Consider the following 17,166-nt stretch of genomic DNA (forward strand, 5'->3'; position numbering starts at 1 on the left):
ACTCTCGATCCTGAACTCGCCCTGTCCGACGGACTTGCTATGAGCCGCTGGCCTCAACTCACCCTGACAGACAGGGCTTGGCCCCACGGCACGCTCGCTGAGCTGCCAGAGGCGGTCCACCGCCACTGCGTCAGTCACGAGCGGCGCTGGCATCGCAGGCAGACAACCCTCGTAGTAGGCACCGTTGAGCGGCGCCTCGCTGGTTGCCGCTCGCAGCACCGCCTGCATCCCGTCGATCACGGGCACACCACTGCGGCCATAGACACTGAGGAGCCGCGTTGCCACCACGCCCGGGTGAACATTGGCGACCGTCACCTCGGCACGGGACCTCTCAGCCAACGCCACCCCGAACATGGTGAGCGCCAGCTTGGCCTGCGCGTACGCGGTCACCGGCGTATACCGGCCGCTCCGGTTCAGATCACTCCACGGCAGGTCGCCCATCCGGTGCAGGCAGGACGAAACGTTGACCACCCGCGCTTCGCCCTTGTCGGGCAGCGCCGGTAGCAGCGACCTTGTCAACAGGTACGGTGCGAGGTAGTTGACCTGCCATGACAGCTCGTTGCCGTCAACCGTCTCCGCCCTGCGCGCAGGGCCAACCATCGCCGCGTTGTTGATGATCAACCGCAGCCCCGAGGACTCGGCCACCACCGCGTCGGCGAGCGCACGCACCTGGGACAGCTGCGCGAAGTCCGCGATCATTGGCTGGACCGGAGCCGACGCCGCGACGGCATCGAGTAGCCGCCGCGTCGCCTCGCGGCCCTCGGCCTCGGTCCTGGCGTGCAGCAGCACGTGCCAGCCTCGGGCCGCCAACGCGCGCGCGACCTCGAAACCGATGCCACTGCTGGCCCCGGTGACCAGAGCGGTCCGGGAGACCTCGCTCATTTGGCTCCTCAACGCCGATGTGCTGTCAGCTGTTGCGCTGCGCTCCCTTCGAACAGAAGAACGCTGCGCGGGATGGCCACCGTCGTTCCCTTCACGTCGACCGGGAGTCGCCCTTTCGACAACGAGCACATCCCACACGGGTGTGCGCCACAAGGCTCTTCACACCGCTGATACGGAAGCCGGCCGGGAATTGACGCCGCCGATACGCCAGCCCGCCGTGAGGGGCCGCCGAGTTCCGTAACGAAGTCCTGCCTGCCGGCGGATCGTGTCGGCCGATGCGTTTGGTGGCCTGTCCTGCGGTCGTCGGACCCGCCGGCCGCGCAGTGGGTGTCGAACAGCGCCGCGCCGAGCTCGGCCCGCCGTCCTCCGCCTTGTGGGCTGTCCGGGGTCGAGAGCCAATCGCCGGCTGGCGGCATGCCGAACCCGCCTGCTTCCGGCGTTCCCTGCGGTAGAAAGTAGTCTGGTCAAAGCAGCACAATTCGGGAGGCGTGGTTGGATTCGTACCCTGCGATGGAAGCCCACGGCTTGATCGGGGATCTGCAGACCGCGGCGCTGGTGGCGAAGGACGGGACGCTGGACTGGTTCTGTGCCCCTCGGTTCGACTCGCCGAGCCTGTTCGGCGGCCTGCTCGATCGCCACAAGGGAGGGCATTTCCAGGTTTCACCAGAGGGCGTCGACTACGTCAGTAAGCAGTTGTACCTGCCCGGCACCCCGATCCTGATCACTCGCTTCCTGAGCGCGGACGGCGTGGGTGAGCTCGTGGATTTCATGCCCGTCGCGGGGGACCAGCCCACGGACCGCCACCGCCTGGTACGGATGTTGCGGGTGGTCCGAGGTGTCATGCGATTCCGTGTCGACTGTCAGCCTCGCTTCAACTACGGCCGGGATCCACACGAACTCGACGCGTACCCCGCGGGTCACGTCTTTCGCAGCCCCGCCCTCTCCCTCGCTGTGAGCCTCGTCCGATACCCCGAAACCCGGCCCGGCGAGCAGGCGATCCAGGTCAAGGACGGTGGTATCTGGACCATTGCCACCCTGCGAGAGGGCGAGGCCGGGGGTGCCGTTCTGGAAACAGGTGCGCCACCTGACCAGCCGCACTTCTACACGCCGGGTGAGGTCCAGGAGTTGCTGGAGCAAACCCGCGACTTCTGGCGGCGATGGCTGGGCCGTTCCCGTTACACGGGACGTTGGCGGGAGATGGTCGAGCGGTCGGCGATGACGCTCAAGCTCATGACGTACGCGCCGACCGGCGCGTTGATCGCCGCCCCGACCGCCGGGCTGCCCGAGCAGATAGGCGGCCAGCGCAACTGGGACTACCGCTACACCTGGATCCGCGACGCGTCCATCTCCGTGCACACCTTGCTCAAGTTGGGCTTCACCGACGAAGCGTGGCGGTACATCCACTGGGTCGACGATCGGGTCTGTGAGGCCAGGGACTCGGAGACGCCGCTGCAGATCATGTACCGCGTGGACGGCTCACCCGATGTCGCCGAGGAGGTGCTCGACCACTTCGAGGGCTACCGCGGGTCAGCGCCGGTACGAATTGGCAATGGCGCTGCGAACCAGCTGCAACTCGACATCTACGGCGAGGTGCTCAACGGCCTGCACGAGGCAGACTGCCACGGTCTGCAAACCTGGGTCGCCCTCGACCGGGCCGTCCGCCTCGCAGGCCGACGTGGTCGACCGGCCGACACCGACCGGTGGGTGCGTACCCGAAACAAGATCTACGCGCAGATAATGGACCGCGGCTTCCACTCCGGACGCGATGCCTTCGTCCAGCATTACGCGACCGACGTCCTGGACGCAACGCTGCTCGCCATGCCCGCCGTCGGACTCGTCTCGTCGAGGGATCCGATGTGGCAGTCCACGCTGCGCGCGATAGGCGCGGAGCTCGTGTCGGACAGCCTGGTCTACCGGTACGACCCGGCCGCCTCGCCCGATGGCCTCCCCGGGCAGGAGAGCACCTTCACCATGTGCAGCTTCTGGTACGTCCGAGCACTCGCCGAGTCCGGACGGCTCGACGACGCCACGCTGACCTTCGAAAAGATGCTCACCTACAGCAGTCCACTCGGCCTCTACTCAGAGGAGATCGCACCCACTGGTCAGCAGACCGGCAACTTCCCACAGGCGTTCAGCCACCTCTCCTTGATTGGCACCGCCCTGAACCTCGACCGCCTACTCGACGCCCACCCCCGGGGAGTCGTGTAGTCCTGGGCGGGCGAGGTCCGGGACGGGGCGGTCAGGCGGACCGTCGGTGGCGGCCGAGTGACAGCAGCAGGCCGGCGGCGGCCAGGGCGATTCCGGCGGCAGCGGTGTAGGCAGGGAGTTGGGTGGGGACACCGAGGTAGACCGTGATGCCGAGGATGCGGGACAAGCCCCAGGGCAGCAGCGCGAGCTGGTCGTTCCAGACCGTCAGCGCGCGTTCCAGGCCCACTACCGAGATCAGGGCGGACAGCAGCCCGAGGGGTACACCCGCGGCGGTGAGGGTCAGCCCGACCGCGCTTCGGCGGCGCAGGCCGTACCGGTCCCGCAGGACCACGGCGACGACCACGAACAGCCAGCAGAACGCCGCGAACGCGACGGTGACGTACGCCGCGCGCAGACTCGGCGCAGTCCAGAAGGCGTACCAGTAACCGCCCGGTCCGCGTCCGGCGAGTGCCGCCAGCAGCAGCACGCTGCGCAGCAGCGCGACGCCGCCGACCACGGCCCACAGGTGGAACGGATCCCGTCGGCCGACGACGAGGCGTACGACGAGGGTGAACAGCGCCCACCCGCCGAGGGTGACCAGCAGGTGCGCCGGTGCGGCGAACCAGGTCAACACGAGCCGGCTCGCCACCAGCACCACGGCCGGGACCAGCCACACCAGCACCCGGTCCGCCCGCGTCGTGGGCGTCGGCAGCGCGGCGACCCGCCACGGCCGCAGCGCGCCGAGTAGCAACCCGCGCGCGGCGGCTGCGCCGATCCCGCGCCCGTAGAGGCCGAGCAGCACCAACAGCAGGATCGACCCGAGCAGCGCCCGGGCCGCCCAGGCCATCGCCGGGTCCCGGTCGGCGCGCCGCGTCCCCAGGTCGGCGGCGGTGAAGTTGTACGCGGGCAGGTCCAGGTCGGCGCCGTAGCGCTGCCGGTGTGCGTCGCGCGCCTCGTGGTACGCCGCCGCGGCCAGCCGCCAGTCGTGGCGGGCGGCCGGGGCACCCGTGTCCAGCCACTGCGCGTGCCGTAGCACCATGGCCCGGTACGCGCCCAGCGTCTCGAACAGGTCGACCTGGTAGTCGAGAGTCGCGGTGAAGCGCCCGCGCAGTTCGGCGTCCCGCCAGGTCGCCGGATCGGTCGCGGCGACCAGGTCGCGCATGCGCCGGGCCAGCACGACGGCCTGCCTGCCCTCCTCGATCGCCTCGTCGACGCGGCCGCCGGTCACCGCGTAGATGCTGTCCAGCGCCGCGGAGTCGCCGGTTGGGATGTCCCACTCGAAGATCCACATCATGGGCGGCGGTTCCAGCCCGAGTGCCCGCACCGACCGATCGGCGTACGGACCGATGTAGAGGCCCTTGGTGACCGTCTGCCGGGACAGCGCCATGGTCTGCCCGATCGCGGCGACGGTGGCCGGGTCGTCGGAGAACGTGCGGTACGCCCAGTCCGCAGTGACCTGTGCCGGATCGGCGTGCGGGTCCCAGGCCAGGCGGCCGACGGCGTACGTGTTGAGGTCGTAGAGCTGCCAGAACCCGGCGCGCAGGTACAGCGACATGGGCCCGGCGCGCAGCGGCCCGCCGTCCTGGGTCCAGTTCCAGACACCCTCGACGTTCGGGTTGGCGGCGAGGAATGCGCGCAGCGCCTGACGGTGCAGCGGGCCGAGGTCGTTGGGTAGCGAGCCGAACGCCTCGAACTCGCGCCGGGCCTGGAACTCCACGATGCGGCGGTGCCCGCCGCCCAGCAGGGTGGTGTTCAGCGGTAGGTGGCTGTAGAAGTCTCCCAGGGTGTACTTGGTGGACACGATCAGATGCGGATCGTCGATCCCGCCGAGGACCTGCGCGTACGACACCGGGTTGGTGTGCAGGTCGCCGACGGCGCCGACGCCCACCGTCCAGGTGCGGAAGATGATCTCCTTCCCGGCAGGGCCCGCGGTGTCCAGCAGCGCCCGCAGCATCGCGCGCACGGACGCTTCCGTGGTGACCGCGAGCCTTGACGAGTAGTCCCAGCCGGTTCCGGCGTACACCTCGCCGCCCTCGCCGACGCGGACCATCAGGCCGTCGACGAACGGCATGCTCTCGAACAGCTCGGCCAGACCAGCCTGGTAGACCGCCCACAGCCGAGGGTCGGCCGCGTCGAGGCCGCCGACGGTCCGCGTCAGGTACGCCTCCAGCGGGGGCGACACAGCGAGCATGTCGGTCAGCAGGAAGACCCGTACGCCCATGTCCTCTGCGTACCGGAAGACGGGGCCGAACGCCGCGACCATCGCCCGTGCGCGGTCGACGTGTGGGTCGCCGGGCGGGTAGACCGCGTGCCCGTCGCCGACCTTCACGAACGTGACGTACTCCAGGAAGCCGGGCACGACGATTCCGTTGAATCCCTGCGCCACCGAGTGGTCGACGAACTGCCGAAACTGTGCGTCGATGCGGGCCACCGCGCCCGCGTCCACCCACGGAGCGCGAGGTAGCACCGCCGACCCGACCACGTCGGTGTTCAGGCCATAGTCGTCGCCGGCGGCGAAGACGGCCGGATCGGGCTCGCGCCCCACCGAACCCGCGTCGGTCAGCCGCAGGCCGAGCCGGGGGATGACCAGCCGACCCGCGTCCGCCGCGGGGAGCGCCTCGGCGCCGGAGCGGATCCGGTCGGCCAGCCGGTACATCCCGGCTGCCACGCCGGCGACGTCGCCGCCCTGGACGGTCAACTCGGCGCCGCGCACGTCGAGCCGGTACGACTCGGGCGTCCCGCTGAGGGTAGCCAGCACGCCTGCCCGCAGCGTGCTCACCGCCGACAGGTCCGGGGCCGCGACGCGCGCCGTGCCGGTGCCCGGCGCGGCCGTCGTGGACCTGGCCGGGCTCGACCCGGCCGGGACGAGCGCCGGCCGGGGCAGGCCCCGGAAGACGACCGCGTCTGCGACGGCGGCCGCGGCCTTCCTGAGGCGCGGCTCGTCGGGCACGACGAGGGACGTCAACGGCGGGACCGGCGCGGGCGTCCGCGCCGGTGCGGCGACAGCGTCCTCGCGCGGCACGGCGGCGGGGGCGTGGCTCAGCCCCAGCGTGTCGCCGATCCCCCAGGCCGTGGCCGCGCCGAGCGCCAACAGCACCGCCGCGGCGACGAGCAGCGGGTACGGCCTGCGGGCCGGAGCAACGTGAGCCACGCTCGCATGGTAAGGGAGGTGACCTCCTGGTAAAGGTCGATGTGGTCAGGCTTCGCTGCTCCCGGGTTCGCTGGGGTTCGCCGTGGTTCACGAGACGCCGATCCCAGCCGGCGCGTGCGGGGATGACATGACCTCCTGTGCGCGCATAACGTGCACTCGATGATCCGACCCGCGTTTCTGGACGCCGCCGAGACCGCCATGGCCCTGTTGCGCAGTCCGATGCTGGCCGAGCGATGGTTCTCGCCCAGCGCACTGCCGGACTTCTCCACCGGCGGCCTCGCCCGCCACCTGGCCTACCAGGTCACTCAGACCGTGACGTTCCTCGACGCCCCGCCAGGCGAATCGGCGATCTCGGTGCTGGAGCACTTCACCGGCAACGCCTGGGTGACGTCAGGCGTGGGTAGTGCCGACAACATCGACATCCGGCGCCGCAGCGAGCAGGCGGCTGCAGCGACGACCGCCAGGGAGCTGGCGGACGCGGTCGATGCGGCATTGGCCGACCTTGGTACCAGGGTGACAGCGCAACCGCCCGACCGCATCGTGGACCTCGGCGACTGGGGCCTGAAGGTCGACGACTTCCTGCTGACCCGGGTCATGGAGCTGGTCGTGCACACCGACGACCTGGCAGTCAGCCTCGGCTTGCCGACGCCACCGATGCCGCGGACAGCGACTGACGTGACAATCCAGCTGCTGAGCAGCCTCGCGGCCTGGCGACACGGTTCCCTGAGCGTGATACGCGCGCTAGCTCGGCAAGAACGAGCTCCCACCTCCATCTCCGCCCTCTGACTGGTGGAACGCTCGCTCTGCGCTGCCCGCACCCGCCGACGAGCAGTCACAGGGACTTCCGGAGGCAGCCGGCCGCCCTACGATGGGTCCGGGCTCATCCTGACCATGAGGCGTCTCAGCTCGCGCTCACGATCTTGGAGGTAGCTTGAAGCTCTTGCTGACGTCCGGCGGTATAACGAACCCAAGCATCCACTCGGCGCTCCTGCAGCTTCTCGGTAAGCCGGTCTCCGAGTGTCGCGCCCTTTGCGTCCCGACAGCACAGTGGGGACACCCGATGTGCGGCCCCGCATCGGTGCGAGGCTTCGTGGCCGCCGAACCTGGGCGCGATCGGCAGTACCTGTCCGGCCTCGGCTGGGCTTCGCTCGGTGTCCTCGAGCTCACGGCGCTGCCCAGCATCGGTGCGGAGCGATGGGTTCCCTGGGTCCGGGAGACCGATGTGCTGCTGGTCGACGGTGGCGACGCGACCTACCTGTGTCACTGGATGCGAGAGTCCGGGCTGGCGGATCTGTTGCCTTCGCTGTCCGACACCGTCTGGGTGGGAGTGAGTGCGGGAAGCATGGTGATGACGCCCCGGATCGGGACGTACTTCGTCGAGTGGCCGTCGGCGCCGGACGACCGAGCTTTGGGAGTCGTCGACTTCTCGATCTTTCCGCACTTGAATCTTTTCCCCTCGAACACTCTGGCCGACGCCGAGCGGTGGGCGGCCGACATTGGCGTCCCGGCCTACGCCATCGACGAACAAACAGCCATCAAGGTCGTCGATGGTGCCGCCGAAGTGGTTTCTGAAGGGCAGTGGACGAAGTTCGGATGATCGTCGCCTTGACGGCCATCCGGATCCGCCGCCGACCGTGCGCGCCTGTGCTCCAACCCGCTTCGCGCTGCTCACCCTGACGGGGGCGGGCTCGGCACAGCGCGGCGTCCGCCCCGCGTCCAGGGCCGTACGAGGCGTCCGTCGATCCGGCGCCACGATTCGACGGGTACCTGCCAGAGTGGTTCATGCCCTTGAGCGCGTACCACCTCAGAACCTCGGTCGCCGTGTCCGACATTCAGAAGGCCGTGGCCTTCTACGAAGGCGCGCTGGGCCTGCGGGCGATGCGGTCCGGCCCCAGTGCCACCATCGCCGACGGCAGCCGCGTCTATGGCTCCGGTGGCGGCCCGGCGCTGAACGTGTACCAGTCGGTCACCGCCGGGAAGACCCCGGCGACGCTGGGCACGTGGTACGTCGACGACATCGACCAGGTTGTCGACGAGCTCACCTCGTCCGGCGTCGAGTTCGTTCGCTACGAGCAGCTCGAGCACGACGCCAAGGGGATCACCGCGCGGGCCGGAGGCGGACGTATCGCGTGGTTCCAAGACCCGGACGGCAACACCTTCGCTCTCGAAGCCGACGTGTGACCTCCTGGCCCGTGATCCGGGCCGTCACCACCAGGGCGTCGCCTGCACCCGGGATCGTGGTGGCCGGTTGACGTCGGCCACCTCTGGCGTGTTCGACGCGGTCCGCCTCGATGTCGCCGGCCTGATCACCGCTCGCCCGCTGCTGCGCGCCTTGGGTTGCATGCCTGGCCTCGCCCCGCACGTCGACGTCGCGCACGCCGCGGCACTCATCACTCAGCCCGATCAGTCGTATCGTGAGACTCGGCGGCAATAATTGGCCGCCTTCGATGAAGTGTCACCTGCGGTCGGGGAGAGCTTGATGATTGGTCTGGCGGCGGTCGGTGCGATCGCGGGTGTACTGCTCGTCGGTGTCGTGGTCCTGGTCCGCCGGCCGGTCGACGCTCGGCGGGTCTTCCGATGGTCGGCCCTGGCGATCACCGTATTGGTGGCCGCGATGCTGACTCCCTTCACTGTGGACGACTCCGGGGCTGCTGCCGGCTACTTGCTCGGGGTGCCTGCCGCCGCGGCGATGCTGCCGCTTGTCGCACAGCGGATCGGTCGGCTGACCCGGGCCGCCGACGTGGTGGCGGCGCTGGTCATCACCGCATGGGGGCTGCTGCTCGGTCTGGGCATCGGCGGGGCGTTCCTTCCGGCGGTGGTGCTCCTCATCGCCAGCGCAGCGAGCACGGGGACACCGCGGACGTCCGCAAACGCCCAGCTCTGACGAGCGCCAACCAGAGAGCCGACTCTGCGGTCCTGCTCGGTTGCCGCGCCAGATGCGTAGTAACACGCTGTTTCCGTGTTCGGGTTCAGACGGATGTTTTGGCTTAACGCTCTGGTTGTCGACGCGGCGGCCGGTCCAAATCTAGAGTTGCGCGGCGAGCCGGCGGTTTCGTGGCTGTGGCTGAAACGGCTGTCGACCGTGGTGACGGCTCGCGATAATTGATAGTCGTTCAATTGGCGCCGAGCGTTTGTGCGTTTGCGCGTGAATTGCCAGCGTAGGAGCCACTAAATGCACCGAGTTCGTTCCCTCCGCCCCTTCGCACTCGCTGGTATCAGCGCCCTGGTCGCCATATGTACGCAGCTGGCGGCCGTTCCCGCCGCCCAGGCAGCCCTGGACGAGCCCGCCCGCAGCGCCTGCCGTAACGCCGGCAAGGTGCCGGTCACGACCAGCGCCGTCTTCAACGATCCCGTCGCGGGCACTCCGACGGCCGTCGTGGAGCGCCTCTGCTCGCTGATCAAGCAAGCCGCGGTCGGGTCCTCGATCGAGATCGCCGAGTTCGTCGTCTCGGGCGACGCCGGAGCCGACTACGCGTCGGTGCTGCTCGACGCCCACCGCCGCGGCGTCGAGGTACGCATGGTCATGGACGGCTACCAGATCAACAACCCCGCCGCCGAAGAGCTGATCCGCACCCTCGGTACCGACAGGTCGGCCACCTCCTGGGTGCACGTCTGCAGCCACCTGAGCCCGGAAGGCAACACCACGTCCTGCCAGGGCACCAAGGGCATGCACAACAAGTTCGCGCTCTTCGCCAAGACCGGCGGCAAGCGCGACGTCGTCGTGCAGGCCTCGAACAACATCACCGATGTCAACTCCACCAGCTACTGGAACAACCTCGTCGTGCTGCCCGGTAACGGCAAGCTCTTCGCCGGGTACGGGAAGTACTTCGACGACCTTGCCGCCGAGGTGCAGAACCCCGACTACGACACCACCGTCACCACCGGGATGCGGGGCGGTCAGGTCATCGCCCAGTTCTATCCGGTTGCCGACCGGGACCCGATCGCTCAGCGGCTCCACCAGGTCGGCTGCAAGACCAAGGGCCGCACCAGGGTGGAGATCGGCCAGTCCGAGTGGGACGGCACCCGGCTCGCGATCGTCGACGAGCTCGCCCGGCTGAAGGCCAAGGGTTGCCAGGTACGCGTCGTGCATGGGCTGGCCGAGGACACGGTCACCGCCGCGCTCGACGCCGCCGGTATCGAGCGCCGGGTGCTCGACGGGTCGACTCCCGCCGGCCGCATCCACTCCAAGTACATGGTGGTCAGCGACCAGACGTGCCCCGGCTCGGGCCAGGGCTGGGTGATGACCGGCAGCCACAACTTCAACGCCACCTCGTTGCAGCGCAATGACGAGGCGATGGTCGAGCTCTCCGAACGCGGCATCGTCGAGGCGTACGCCGCCAACTTCGCGCGGCTGTGGAAGGTCGGCGCGGTCGCCGGCGCCTGAGCCGGTAGTACGAAACGAGGATGACAGAGCGGTGCCGACGCGAAGCCGGCGCCGCTCTGTCGTTGCACAGCCCAGCCCGGAGCGCTCGGACCTCCCCGCTCGGTTCCGTGGCCAGCTGTCGTCGGCGCGGATGACGGGCGGCGTCGCTGACGCAACCCTCTGGCGGCCGACTCGTTGGTGCGACGAGGGGCGGATGGAGGCGGATGATGGCGGCGGGACGCGGCGCCGAACTGCTGCGCCCTCCCATGAGTTCGGGCCGCGCCACGTTCTTGGAACTCTTCTTCGATCTGGCCTTCGTTGTGGCTCTCACCCGGGTCTCGCAACGATTCGCCGACCTGAGCAATGACACCGGCTGGGCGCTTGTCACAGGGTTTGGTCGTACCCTGCTGCTCTTCTTGGCACTCTGGCTGATCTGGTCGCACACCACCTGGATCACCAGTCGCTACGAACCAGAGCGGTCGGTCATCCAGGCCGTCGTGGTCGGCACGATGTTCGCCGGCCTGGTGATGGCGGTAGCGCTGCCACGCGCCACGGAGGAGCGAGCGCTGCCGTTCGCGGCCGCATATTTGATGGTGATGCTGGTACGGCCGCTGGTGGTCGCCGCCGCACTGCGTGGCCATCCACGACGGCTGGTGCCGTTCCGGTTGGCCGCATGGGCTGCGGCGAGCGCGCCGCTCTGGCTGGCCGGCGCGTTGGGACCGGAACGACTTCGTCTGCCGCTGTGGGCTGCCGCCCTCGCTGTCGACTACCTCGCCTGGGCCCTGGGCTGGCCGCTGCCGTGGGTCGGGGCCTCCGCGGTGCACAGCTGGCGGATCGCTGGGACGCATCTTGCCGACCGTCACCAGCAGATGTTTCTCATTGCACTCGGTGAGTCGATCCTGGTCATCGGCACGGTTTTCAGCGGCACCGACTACTCCGCGGAACGGGCAGCCGCCTTCGGGGTCGCGTTCACCACCAGCGCGCTGCTCTGGCGGACCTACTTCCACCGCGCGGGTCTGCTGCTGACCGAGGCGTTGGGTCGGGCGCGTATGCCCGGCCGGCTGGGCACGGCGTCGGAACGTACGCATTTGCTGATCGTGCTCAGCGTGCTCGTCACCTCGGTCGGCTACGAACTGGTGATCGATCATCCGTACGGGCCGCCGCGGCCCAGTTGGCTACTGTTCGTGGTAGGCGGTCCGGTGCTCTTCCTCGTCGCCCGCATGCGGCTGGAGTACGAAATCTTCGGCCGGGTTTCCCGGTCCCGGGTGATCGGCGTGGTGGCCCTGCTGCTGCTCACGCCAGCGTTGGTCCGTGGGGCACCGATGGTCGGGCTGAGCGTGGTGGCCGCAGTGCTTGCCCTGGTCGTGCTTCTGGACGCGCTGCGCGGCCGGGGACGGCCGTCGGAGGTCTCCGCTTCGCCGATCGGGCGTGAGGCACCCGGCGACCGCGACTCCGAGGCCTGACGCGTCCACCTCGCCGGCCCACGGTCATCGACCCAGAAGCAGCAACGAGCCCGGCTGTCCTCAGCCTGATAGCACTGTTGTCGTATCAGCCGGTGGATTCGGTCAGCTGGCGATCGGCATTGATCCGGAGGAGTCCTTCGATCCCGCGGAGGAAGGTCTCGGACACCAGCGCGGGGTCGAAGAGGCATCCGGCTGCCATGGCGCCGTCGCGGAGCATCACGAAGTGGCGCGCGGCAGGATCCGCCGTCTCATCGTGGACCTGCGCCATCAGCATGGTGAGCGTGTCCAGGAACCATTGTCGGTGAGCGATGAGCTGCTGGTGCACGGGATGGCCGGCGTTGGGATACTCCGCCGCGGCGTTCAGGAAGGCGCATCCGCGGAACCCGGGGGACTGGATGCCCTCGGCGATGGAGCCAGCAATGGCCAGGAGTGCGTCGACCGGCGTTGGGTTGGCGGCGATGGCCGCTTCGACCGAGCCGCGATCCATCTGATGGATTTCACGCAGGTAGGCGAGAATCAGGTCTTCCTTGCTGGGGAAATGCCGGTAGAAGGTGGCCCGGGTCACTTTCGCCTCGGCGATGATCCGGTCGACGCCGACGGAGTGGATGCCCTCCGCGTAGAAGATCCTGGTTGCCGTGGTCAGGAGACGGCGTCGCGCCTCAGAGGGCCGAGTGTCGGGTTCGGTGCGCGCCATCCAACCATAATAACGGATAGAACGTTCAGTCTGAGGTGCGCCGTTGTCTGCGTCACCTGCGCATCGGCGGCGACGTGCTCGGTGCCGACCGCCTGGATGCCCTCCGCTGGTGTGTAGCAGGTCACTAACGCGGATAGAACGTTCGGTCTTGCGTAATGGGGTCGAGGTTGCCATGCTGAAGATGACAGAACGTTCGGTCTCTCCACGCCTCGACTGGAAGGGTCACCGTGACCACGATTGCTGCTTCGCCCGGTATCGCCCAGACCGCTTCCGCACTGCGCCGGCTGTACTTCACCCGCTTCGCGTTCGCCATCGTCTGGGCTGTCGTGGCCATCGCCACCGCCAAGGAGATCGGTCCGCTGACGGTGGTGCTGTTCGTGCTGTACCCGCTGTTCGACGTGGGCGCCGCCATCTACGACCTTCGTTCGTCGCGGACGACCGGCTCGCCAGCCCTGCTGTACGTGAACATCGCGGTCAGCCTGATCACCGCCGTCGGCGTGGGTGTCGCGGCCGCGTCCGGCATTCCCGCTGTCCTGCGGGTGTGGGGCGCCTGGGCGATCGTGGCCGGTCTGGTCCAGCTGATCGTGGGTGTCACCCGTCGCACGATGGGCGGCCAGTGGCCGATGATCATCAGCGGAGGTATCTCGGTGCTGGCCGGTGGGTCCTTCATTGCTGGTGCTTCCGCGGACAACCCGGCGCTGACGAGCGCGGCCGGCTACGCCATCCCCGGCGCCATCTTCTTCCTCGTCGCCGCCGTCCGCCTCGGCCGCAGCGCAAAGGGCAACTGACCGCACCACCATCGAGTACGACGTCATCGTCATGGGGGCTGGCCCGGTCGGGGAGTACGTCGGCGACCGGGTCGTGCAGGGGCATGTTCCGTCCGGGTGGCGAAAGACGGTGAAACGTCGGCATTGGCGCGTGGTGAACGACGGCTATCCCGGACGGCGGTCCTGCGCCGATCATTGCCGAGATTGACATGAGTCATTCTCACCTCCAGGTGGACGTCCGGGCATGGGGGCGAGAGGTCGGCACCGGCCGCCGGGCGTACCGAACGGCCCGACTCCGCGTCCCCGGAGGATCGCCATGCCCAGACCCGCCCTTCGCGCCCGGCTCGCGGCGCTCACCACCGCCGCCCTGACCGCGAGCGTCCTGACGGTCATCCCGCCGTCCGCAGCGCTCGCCGCCACCACCTTCACCCCCGACGACTACTGCCTCGGCCAGTGCGCCGACATCCTGCCCCCCGGGCAGAACGGCAACGCCACGCTGGTCGCCATCCTGGCCCACCAGGCGCTCGGCACCCGCCCGGCACACTCCAGCGACCAGCTCGACGAGTACGCGAACCTGGTCTACAACTACGCCGGGCTGACCGACGAGCAGATCGCCCAGTTCTACAACGACGCCTCGTTCGGCGTCCCCGCCGCGCAGGTTGAGAGCACCGTGTCGCCGCGCTCGGACGTCACCATCGTGCGCGACAAGGCCACCGGCGTCCCGCACGTCACCGGCACCACCCGCGCCGGCACCATGTTCGGCGCCGGCTACGCCGGTGCCCAGGACCGGCTCTGGGTGATGGACCTGCTGCGGCACGCCGGCCGCGGCACGCTCACCTCGTTCGCCGGCGGCGCGCCCGGCAACCGCGAGCTGGAGCAGAGCATCTGGGCCAACTCGCCCTACTCCGAGGCGGACCTACAGGCCCAGGTGGACGCGCTGCGCTCCAAGGGTCCCCGGGGCCAGCAGCTCTACACCGACGTCGTCGACTACATCGCAGGCATCAACGCCTACGTCGACAAGTCGATCGCCGATGACAACTACCCGGGCGAGTACGTGCTGGCCGGCGCCGGCAAACCGACGCACTTCACCATGACCGACCTGATCGCCACCGCCGGCGTCGTCGGCGGGCTCTTCGGCGGGGGCGGCGGCAGCGAGATCCAGTCCGCGCTGGTCCGGGTGGCCGCCCGGGCCAAGTACGGGGCCACCGAGGGCGACCGGGTCTGGCAGGCGTTCCGTTCACAGAACGACCCGGAGACCGTGCTCACGCTGCACGACGGGCAGAGCTTCCCGTACGGCGCGACACCGCCCGGCGCGACCAGCGCGGTGCTCCCGGACGCCGGCTCGGTGACCGCCGAGCCCCTCGCCTACGACCAGAGCGGTGGCGCTGCCGCCCGCACCGGCGGCAGCACCGCCACCCAGGGGCTGCTCGGCGGCCTGGCCAACCTGCGCGCACACGGCATGTCGAACGCGGTGGTCGTCTCCGGACGGCACACCACCACCGGCAACCCGGTCGCCGTGTTCGGTCCGCAGACCGGCTACTTCGCCCCGCAACTGCTCATGCTCCAGGAACTGCAGGGGCCGGGGATCAGCGCGCGCGGCGCCGCGTTCGCCGGGCTGAACCTCTACGTGCTGCTCGGCCGCGGCCAGGACTACGCGTGGAGCGCGACCTCGGCCTCGCAGGACCTGACCGACACGTACGCGGTGCCGCTGTGCACCACCGACGGCAGCGCGCCGACGTTGCGCACCAACCGCTACCTCTACCACGGGCAGTGCCTCGCCATGGAGGCGCTGGAGCAGCGCAACTCCTGGTCGCCGACGTTGGCCGACTCCACCCCGGCCGGCTCGTACACACTCCGCGCGCTGCGCACGAAGTACGGCCTTGTCGCCTACCGGGGGCTGGTGAACGGACAGCCGACCGCGTTCACCAAGCTGCGCTCCACCTACCGGCACGAGGCGGACTCGGCGATCGGCTTCCAGGCGTACAACGATCCTTCGGCGATGGGCAGCGCGGCGGCGTTCCAGGCGTCCGCGGCCAGCGTCGGGTACGCGTTCAACTGGTTCTACGTCAACTCGACCGAGGCGGCGTACTTCAACTCCGGCTCGAACCCGGTCCGGCCCGCCACCGCCGACCCGAACCTGCCGACGAAGGCCGAGCCGGCGTACGAATGGGTGGGTTGGAACCCGGACACCAACGACGCCGGCTACACCCCGGCGTCGGCCCACCCGCAGTCGGTCAACCAGGACTACTACGTCAGCTGGAACAACAAGCAGGCGCGGGACTTCGGGGCGGCGGACGGCAACTTCAGTTTCGGCTCCGTACACCGGGGTCAACTGCTCGACGGCCCGGTGCGCGCCGCGATCGCCCAGCGCAAACTCGGCCGCGCCGACGTCGTCAAGATCATGGCGGACGCGGCGGTGACCGACCTGCGCGGCCAGCAGGTCCTCGGCGACCTGCTGCGGGTGCTGGACAGCGCGCCGGTCACCGACCCGGCGCTGGCCGACGCGATCGGCAAGCTGCGGGCCTGGCAGCAGGCCGGCACCCGCCGGGTGGAGATGTCCCCCGGCTCGAAGGTCTACCAGCACGCCGACGCCATCCGGATCTTCGACGCCTGGTGGCCGCTGCTGGCCTCGGCGGAGTTCCGCCCCGGCCTCGGGCCGGATCTCTACGCCGCTCTGGTCGACGCCATCGAGGTGAACGAGGCGCCGTCCGGCGGTCAGAACGGCGGGCGGGACGGCACCGTGAGCTGGGCGTTGCAGGGGCAGGCGCACAAGGGTTCGTCGTTCCAGCACGGCTGGTGGGGCTACGTGGACAAGGACCTGCGCACCGTGCTCGGCGACCCGGTGGCCGGCGGGCTGGGCCGCGCGTACTGCGGCAACGGCAACCTCGGCGCCTGCCGGCAGGGGTTGCTCGACGCCCTCGGCCAGGCCGCCACGGTGCCGGCCGGCACGGTCTACCCGGGCGACAAGTCCTGCGGAGCCGGCGACCAGTGGTGCGCCGACTCGATCGCCCACTCCGGCCTCGGTGGCATCACCCACCCGCTGATCGCCTGGCAGAACCGCCCTACCTACCAGCAGGTCGTCTCGTTCCCGGCGCGCCGGGGCGACGACCTCACCAACCTGGCCCAGGGGCGCCCGGCCACCGCGTCGAGCACCCAGTTCCTGACCAGCCACACCCCGGGCAAGGCGGTCGACGGCAGCCTCGGCAGCCGGTGGGCCAGCAGCTACAACGACAACCAGTGGCTCCGGGTCGATCTCGGCGCGGCCCGCACCGTCAGCCGGGCGGTGCTGCGGTGGGAGTCCGCCTACGCCACCTCGTACCGGATCGAGGTTTCCGGCGACGGCAGCTCCTGGACGCCGGTGTTCGCCACCACCACCGGCAACGGTGGCGTCGACAACGCCACCTTCGCCCCGGTCAATGCCCGCTACGTCCGGGTGTACGGGGTCAGCCGGGCCACCTCGTACGGGTTCTCGCTCTACGAATTCGAGCTCTACGGACGGTGACCTCGGCCGGAGGGCCGGCGGGAATCACCCGCCGGCCCCCCGGCGCGGCGTGCGCAGCAGCGAACGGGGTGCCCACCCGTCTGCGGGATGTACTCCCTCCGCCGAGGGAGTACATCCCGTGCGTCCGTTCTTAACGTAGCCGTATGGGCACACGTGG

The 17,166-nt window shown here is 69.5% G+C and carries 12 protein-coding genes; 9 read left to right on the top strand and 3 right to left on the bottom strand.

From position 1 onward, the window contains the following. A partial coding sequence (locus tag ACFQGL_RS30885; protein WP_377516175.1) for an SDR family NAD(P)-dependent oxidoreductase occupies window positions 1–882 on the bottom strand: 882 nt, incomplete at its 3' end. A gap of 492 nt (window positions 883–1,374) precedes the next feature. Here ACFQGL_RS30885 and ACFQGL_RS30890 point away from each other — a divergent pair. Beyond that, entirely contained in the window at window positions 1,375–3,090 is a 1,716-nt protein-coding gene (locus tag ACFQGL_RS30890; protein ID WP_377516176.1) for a glycoside hydrolase family 15 protein, read from the top strand. Window positions 3,091–3,121: 31 nt separating this feature from the next. Here the strand turns inward: ACFQGL_RS30890 and ACFQGL_RS30895 are convergent, their stop codons facing one another. After that, window positions 3,122–6,220 carry a hypothetical protein gene (locus tag ACFQGL_RS30895; protein WP_377516177.1) on the bottom strand — a complete coding sequence of 1,033 codons (3,099 nt, stop codon included), beginning with the start codon at window positions 6,218–6,220 and terminating at the stop codon, window positions 3,122–3,124. Between the two features lie 159 nt (window positions 6,221–6,379). On the opposite strand from ACFQGL_RS30895, the gene ACFQGL_RS30900 reads away from it, so the two are divergent. From ACFQGL_RS30900 to ACFQGL_RS30925, 6 genes are all read left to right on the top strand, one after another. Then, entirely contained in the window at window positions 6,380–7,006 is a 627-nt protein-coding gene (locus ACFQGL_RS30900; protein ID WP_377516178.1) for a maleylpyruvate isomerase N-terminal domain-containing protein, read from the top strand. 145 nt (window positions 7,007–7,151) lie between these two features. Continuing rightward, window positions 7,152–7,817, top strand: coding sequence for a Type 1 glutamine amidotransferase-like domain-containing protein (locus ACFQGL_RS30905; protein ID WP_377516179.1), 666 nt, complete (start codon window positions 7,152–7,154; stop codon window positions 7,815–7,817). A 224-nt stretch (window positions 7,818–8,041) separates the two neighbouring features. Continuing rightward, entirely contained in the window at window positions 8,042–8,401 is a 360-nt protein-coding gene (locus ACFQGL_RS30910; RefSeq protein WP_377516181.1) for a VOC family protein, read from the top strand. A 298-nt stretch (window positions 8,402–8,699) separates the two neighbouring features. Then, window positions 8,700–9,104, top strand: a complete 405-nt coding sequence (locus ACFQGL_RS30915; RefSeq protein WP_377516182.1) for a hypothetical protein — start codon at window positions 8,700–8,702, stop codon at window positions 9,102–9,104. A 288-nt stretch (window positions 9,105–9,392) separates the two neighbouring features. After that, window positions 9,393–10,604 (top strand): phospholipase D-like domain-containing protein, encoded by a 1,212-nt coding sequence (locus ACFQGL_RS30920; protein WP_377516183.1) that lies wholly within the window; start codon window positions 9,393–9,395, stop codon window positions 10,602–10,604. A gap of 206 nt (window positions 10,605–10,810) precedes the next feature. Continuing rightward, window positions 10,811–12,046 carry a low temperature requirement protein A gene (locus tag ACFQGL_RS30925; RefSeq protein WP_377516184.1) on the top strand — a complete coding sequence of 412 codons (1,236 nt, stop codon included), beginning with the start codon at window positions 10,811–10,813 and terminating at the stop codon, window positions 12,044–12,046. 85 nt (window positions 12,047–12,131) lie between these two features. On the opposite strand, the gene ACFQGL_RS30930 is transcribed toward ACFQGL_RS30925, so the two are convergent. Further along, complete coding sequence (locus ACFQGL_RS30930; protein ID WP_377516185.1) at window positions 12,132–12,740, bottom strand: TetR/AcrR family transcriptional regulator; 609 nt, start codon at window positions 12,738–12,740, stop codon at window positions 12,132–12,134. Window positions 12,741–12,967: 227 nt separating this feature from the next. On the opposite strand from ACFQGL_RS30930, the gene ACFQGL_RS30935 reads away from it, so the two are divergent. Together ACFQGL_RS30935 and ACFQGL_RS30940 are read left to right on the top strand one after the other, a co-directional pair. Continuing rightward, window positions 12,968–13,528: a hypothetical protein gene (locus tag ACFQGL_RS30935; protein ID WP_377516187.1), complete on the top strand. Its 561-nt coding sequence runs from the start codon at window positions 12,968–12,970 to the stop codon at window positions 13,526–13,528. Between the two features lie 295 nt (window positions 13,529–13,823). Beyond that, on the top strand, window positions 13,824–17,009 hold the full coding sequence (locus tag ACFQGL_RS30940; RefSeq protein WP_377516188.1) for a penicillin acylase family protein: 3,186 nt from the start codon (window positions 13,824–13,826) through the stop codon (window positions 17,007–17,009). Window positions 17,010–17,166: the final 157 nt, after the last annotated feature.

This window comes from Micromonospora vulcania (assembly GCF_042658605.1).
In the GTDB taxonomy this organism is placed as follows: domain Bacteria; phylum Actinomycetota; class Actinomycetes; order Mycobacteriales; family Micromonosporaceae; genus Micromonospora; species Micromonospora vulcania.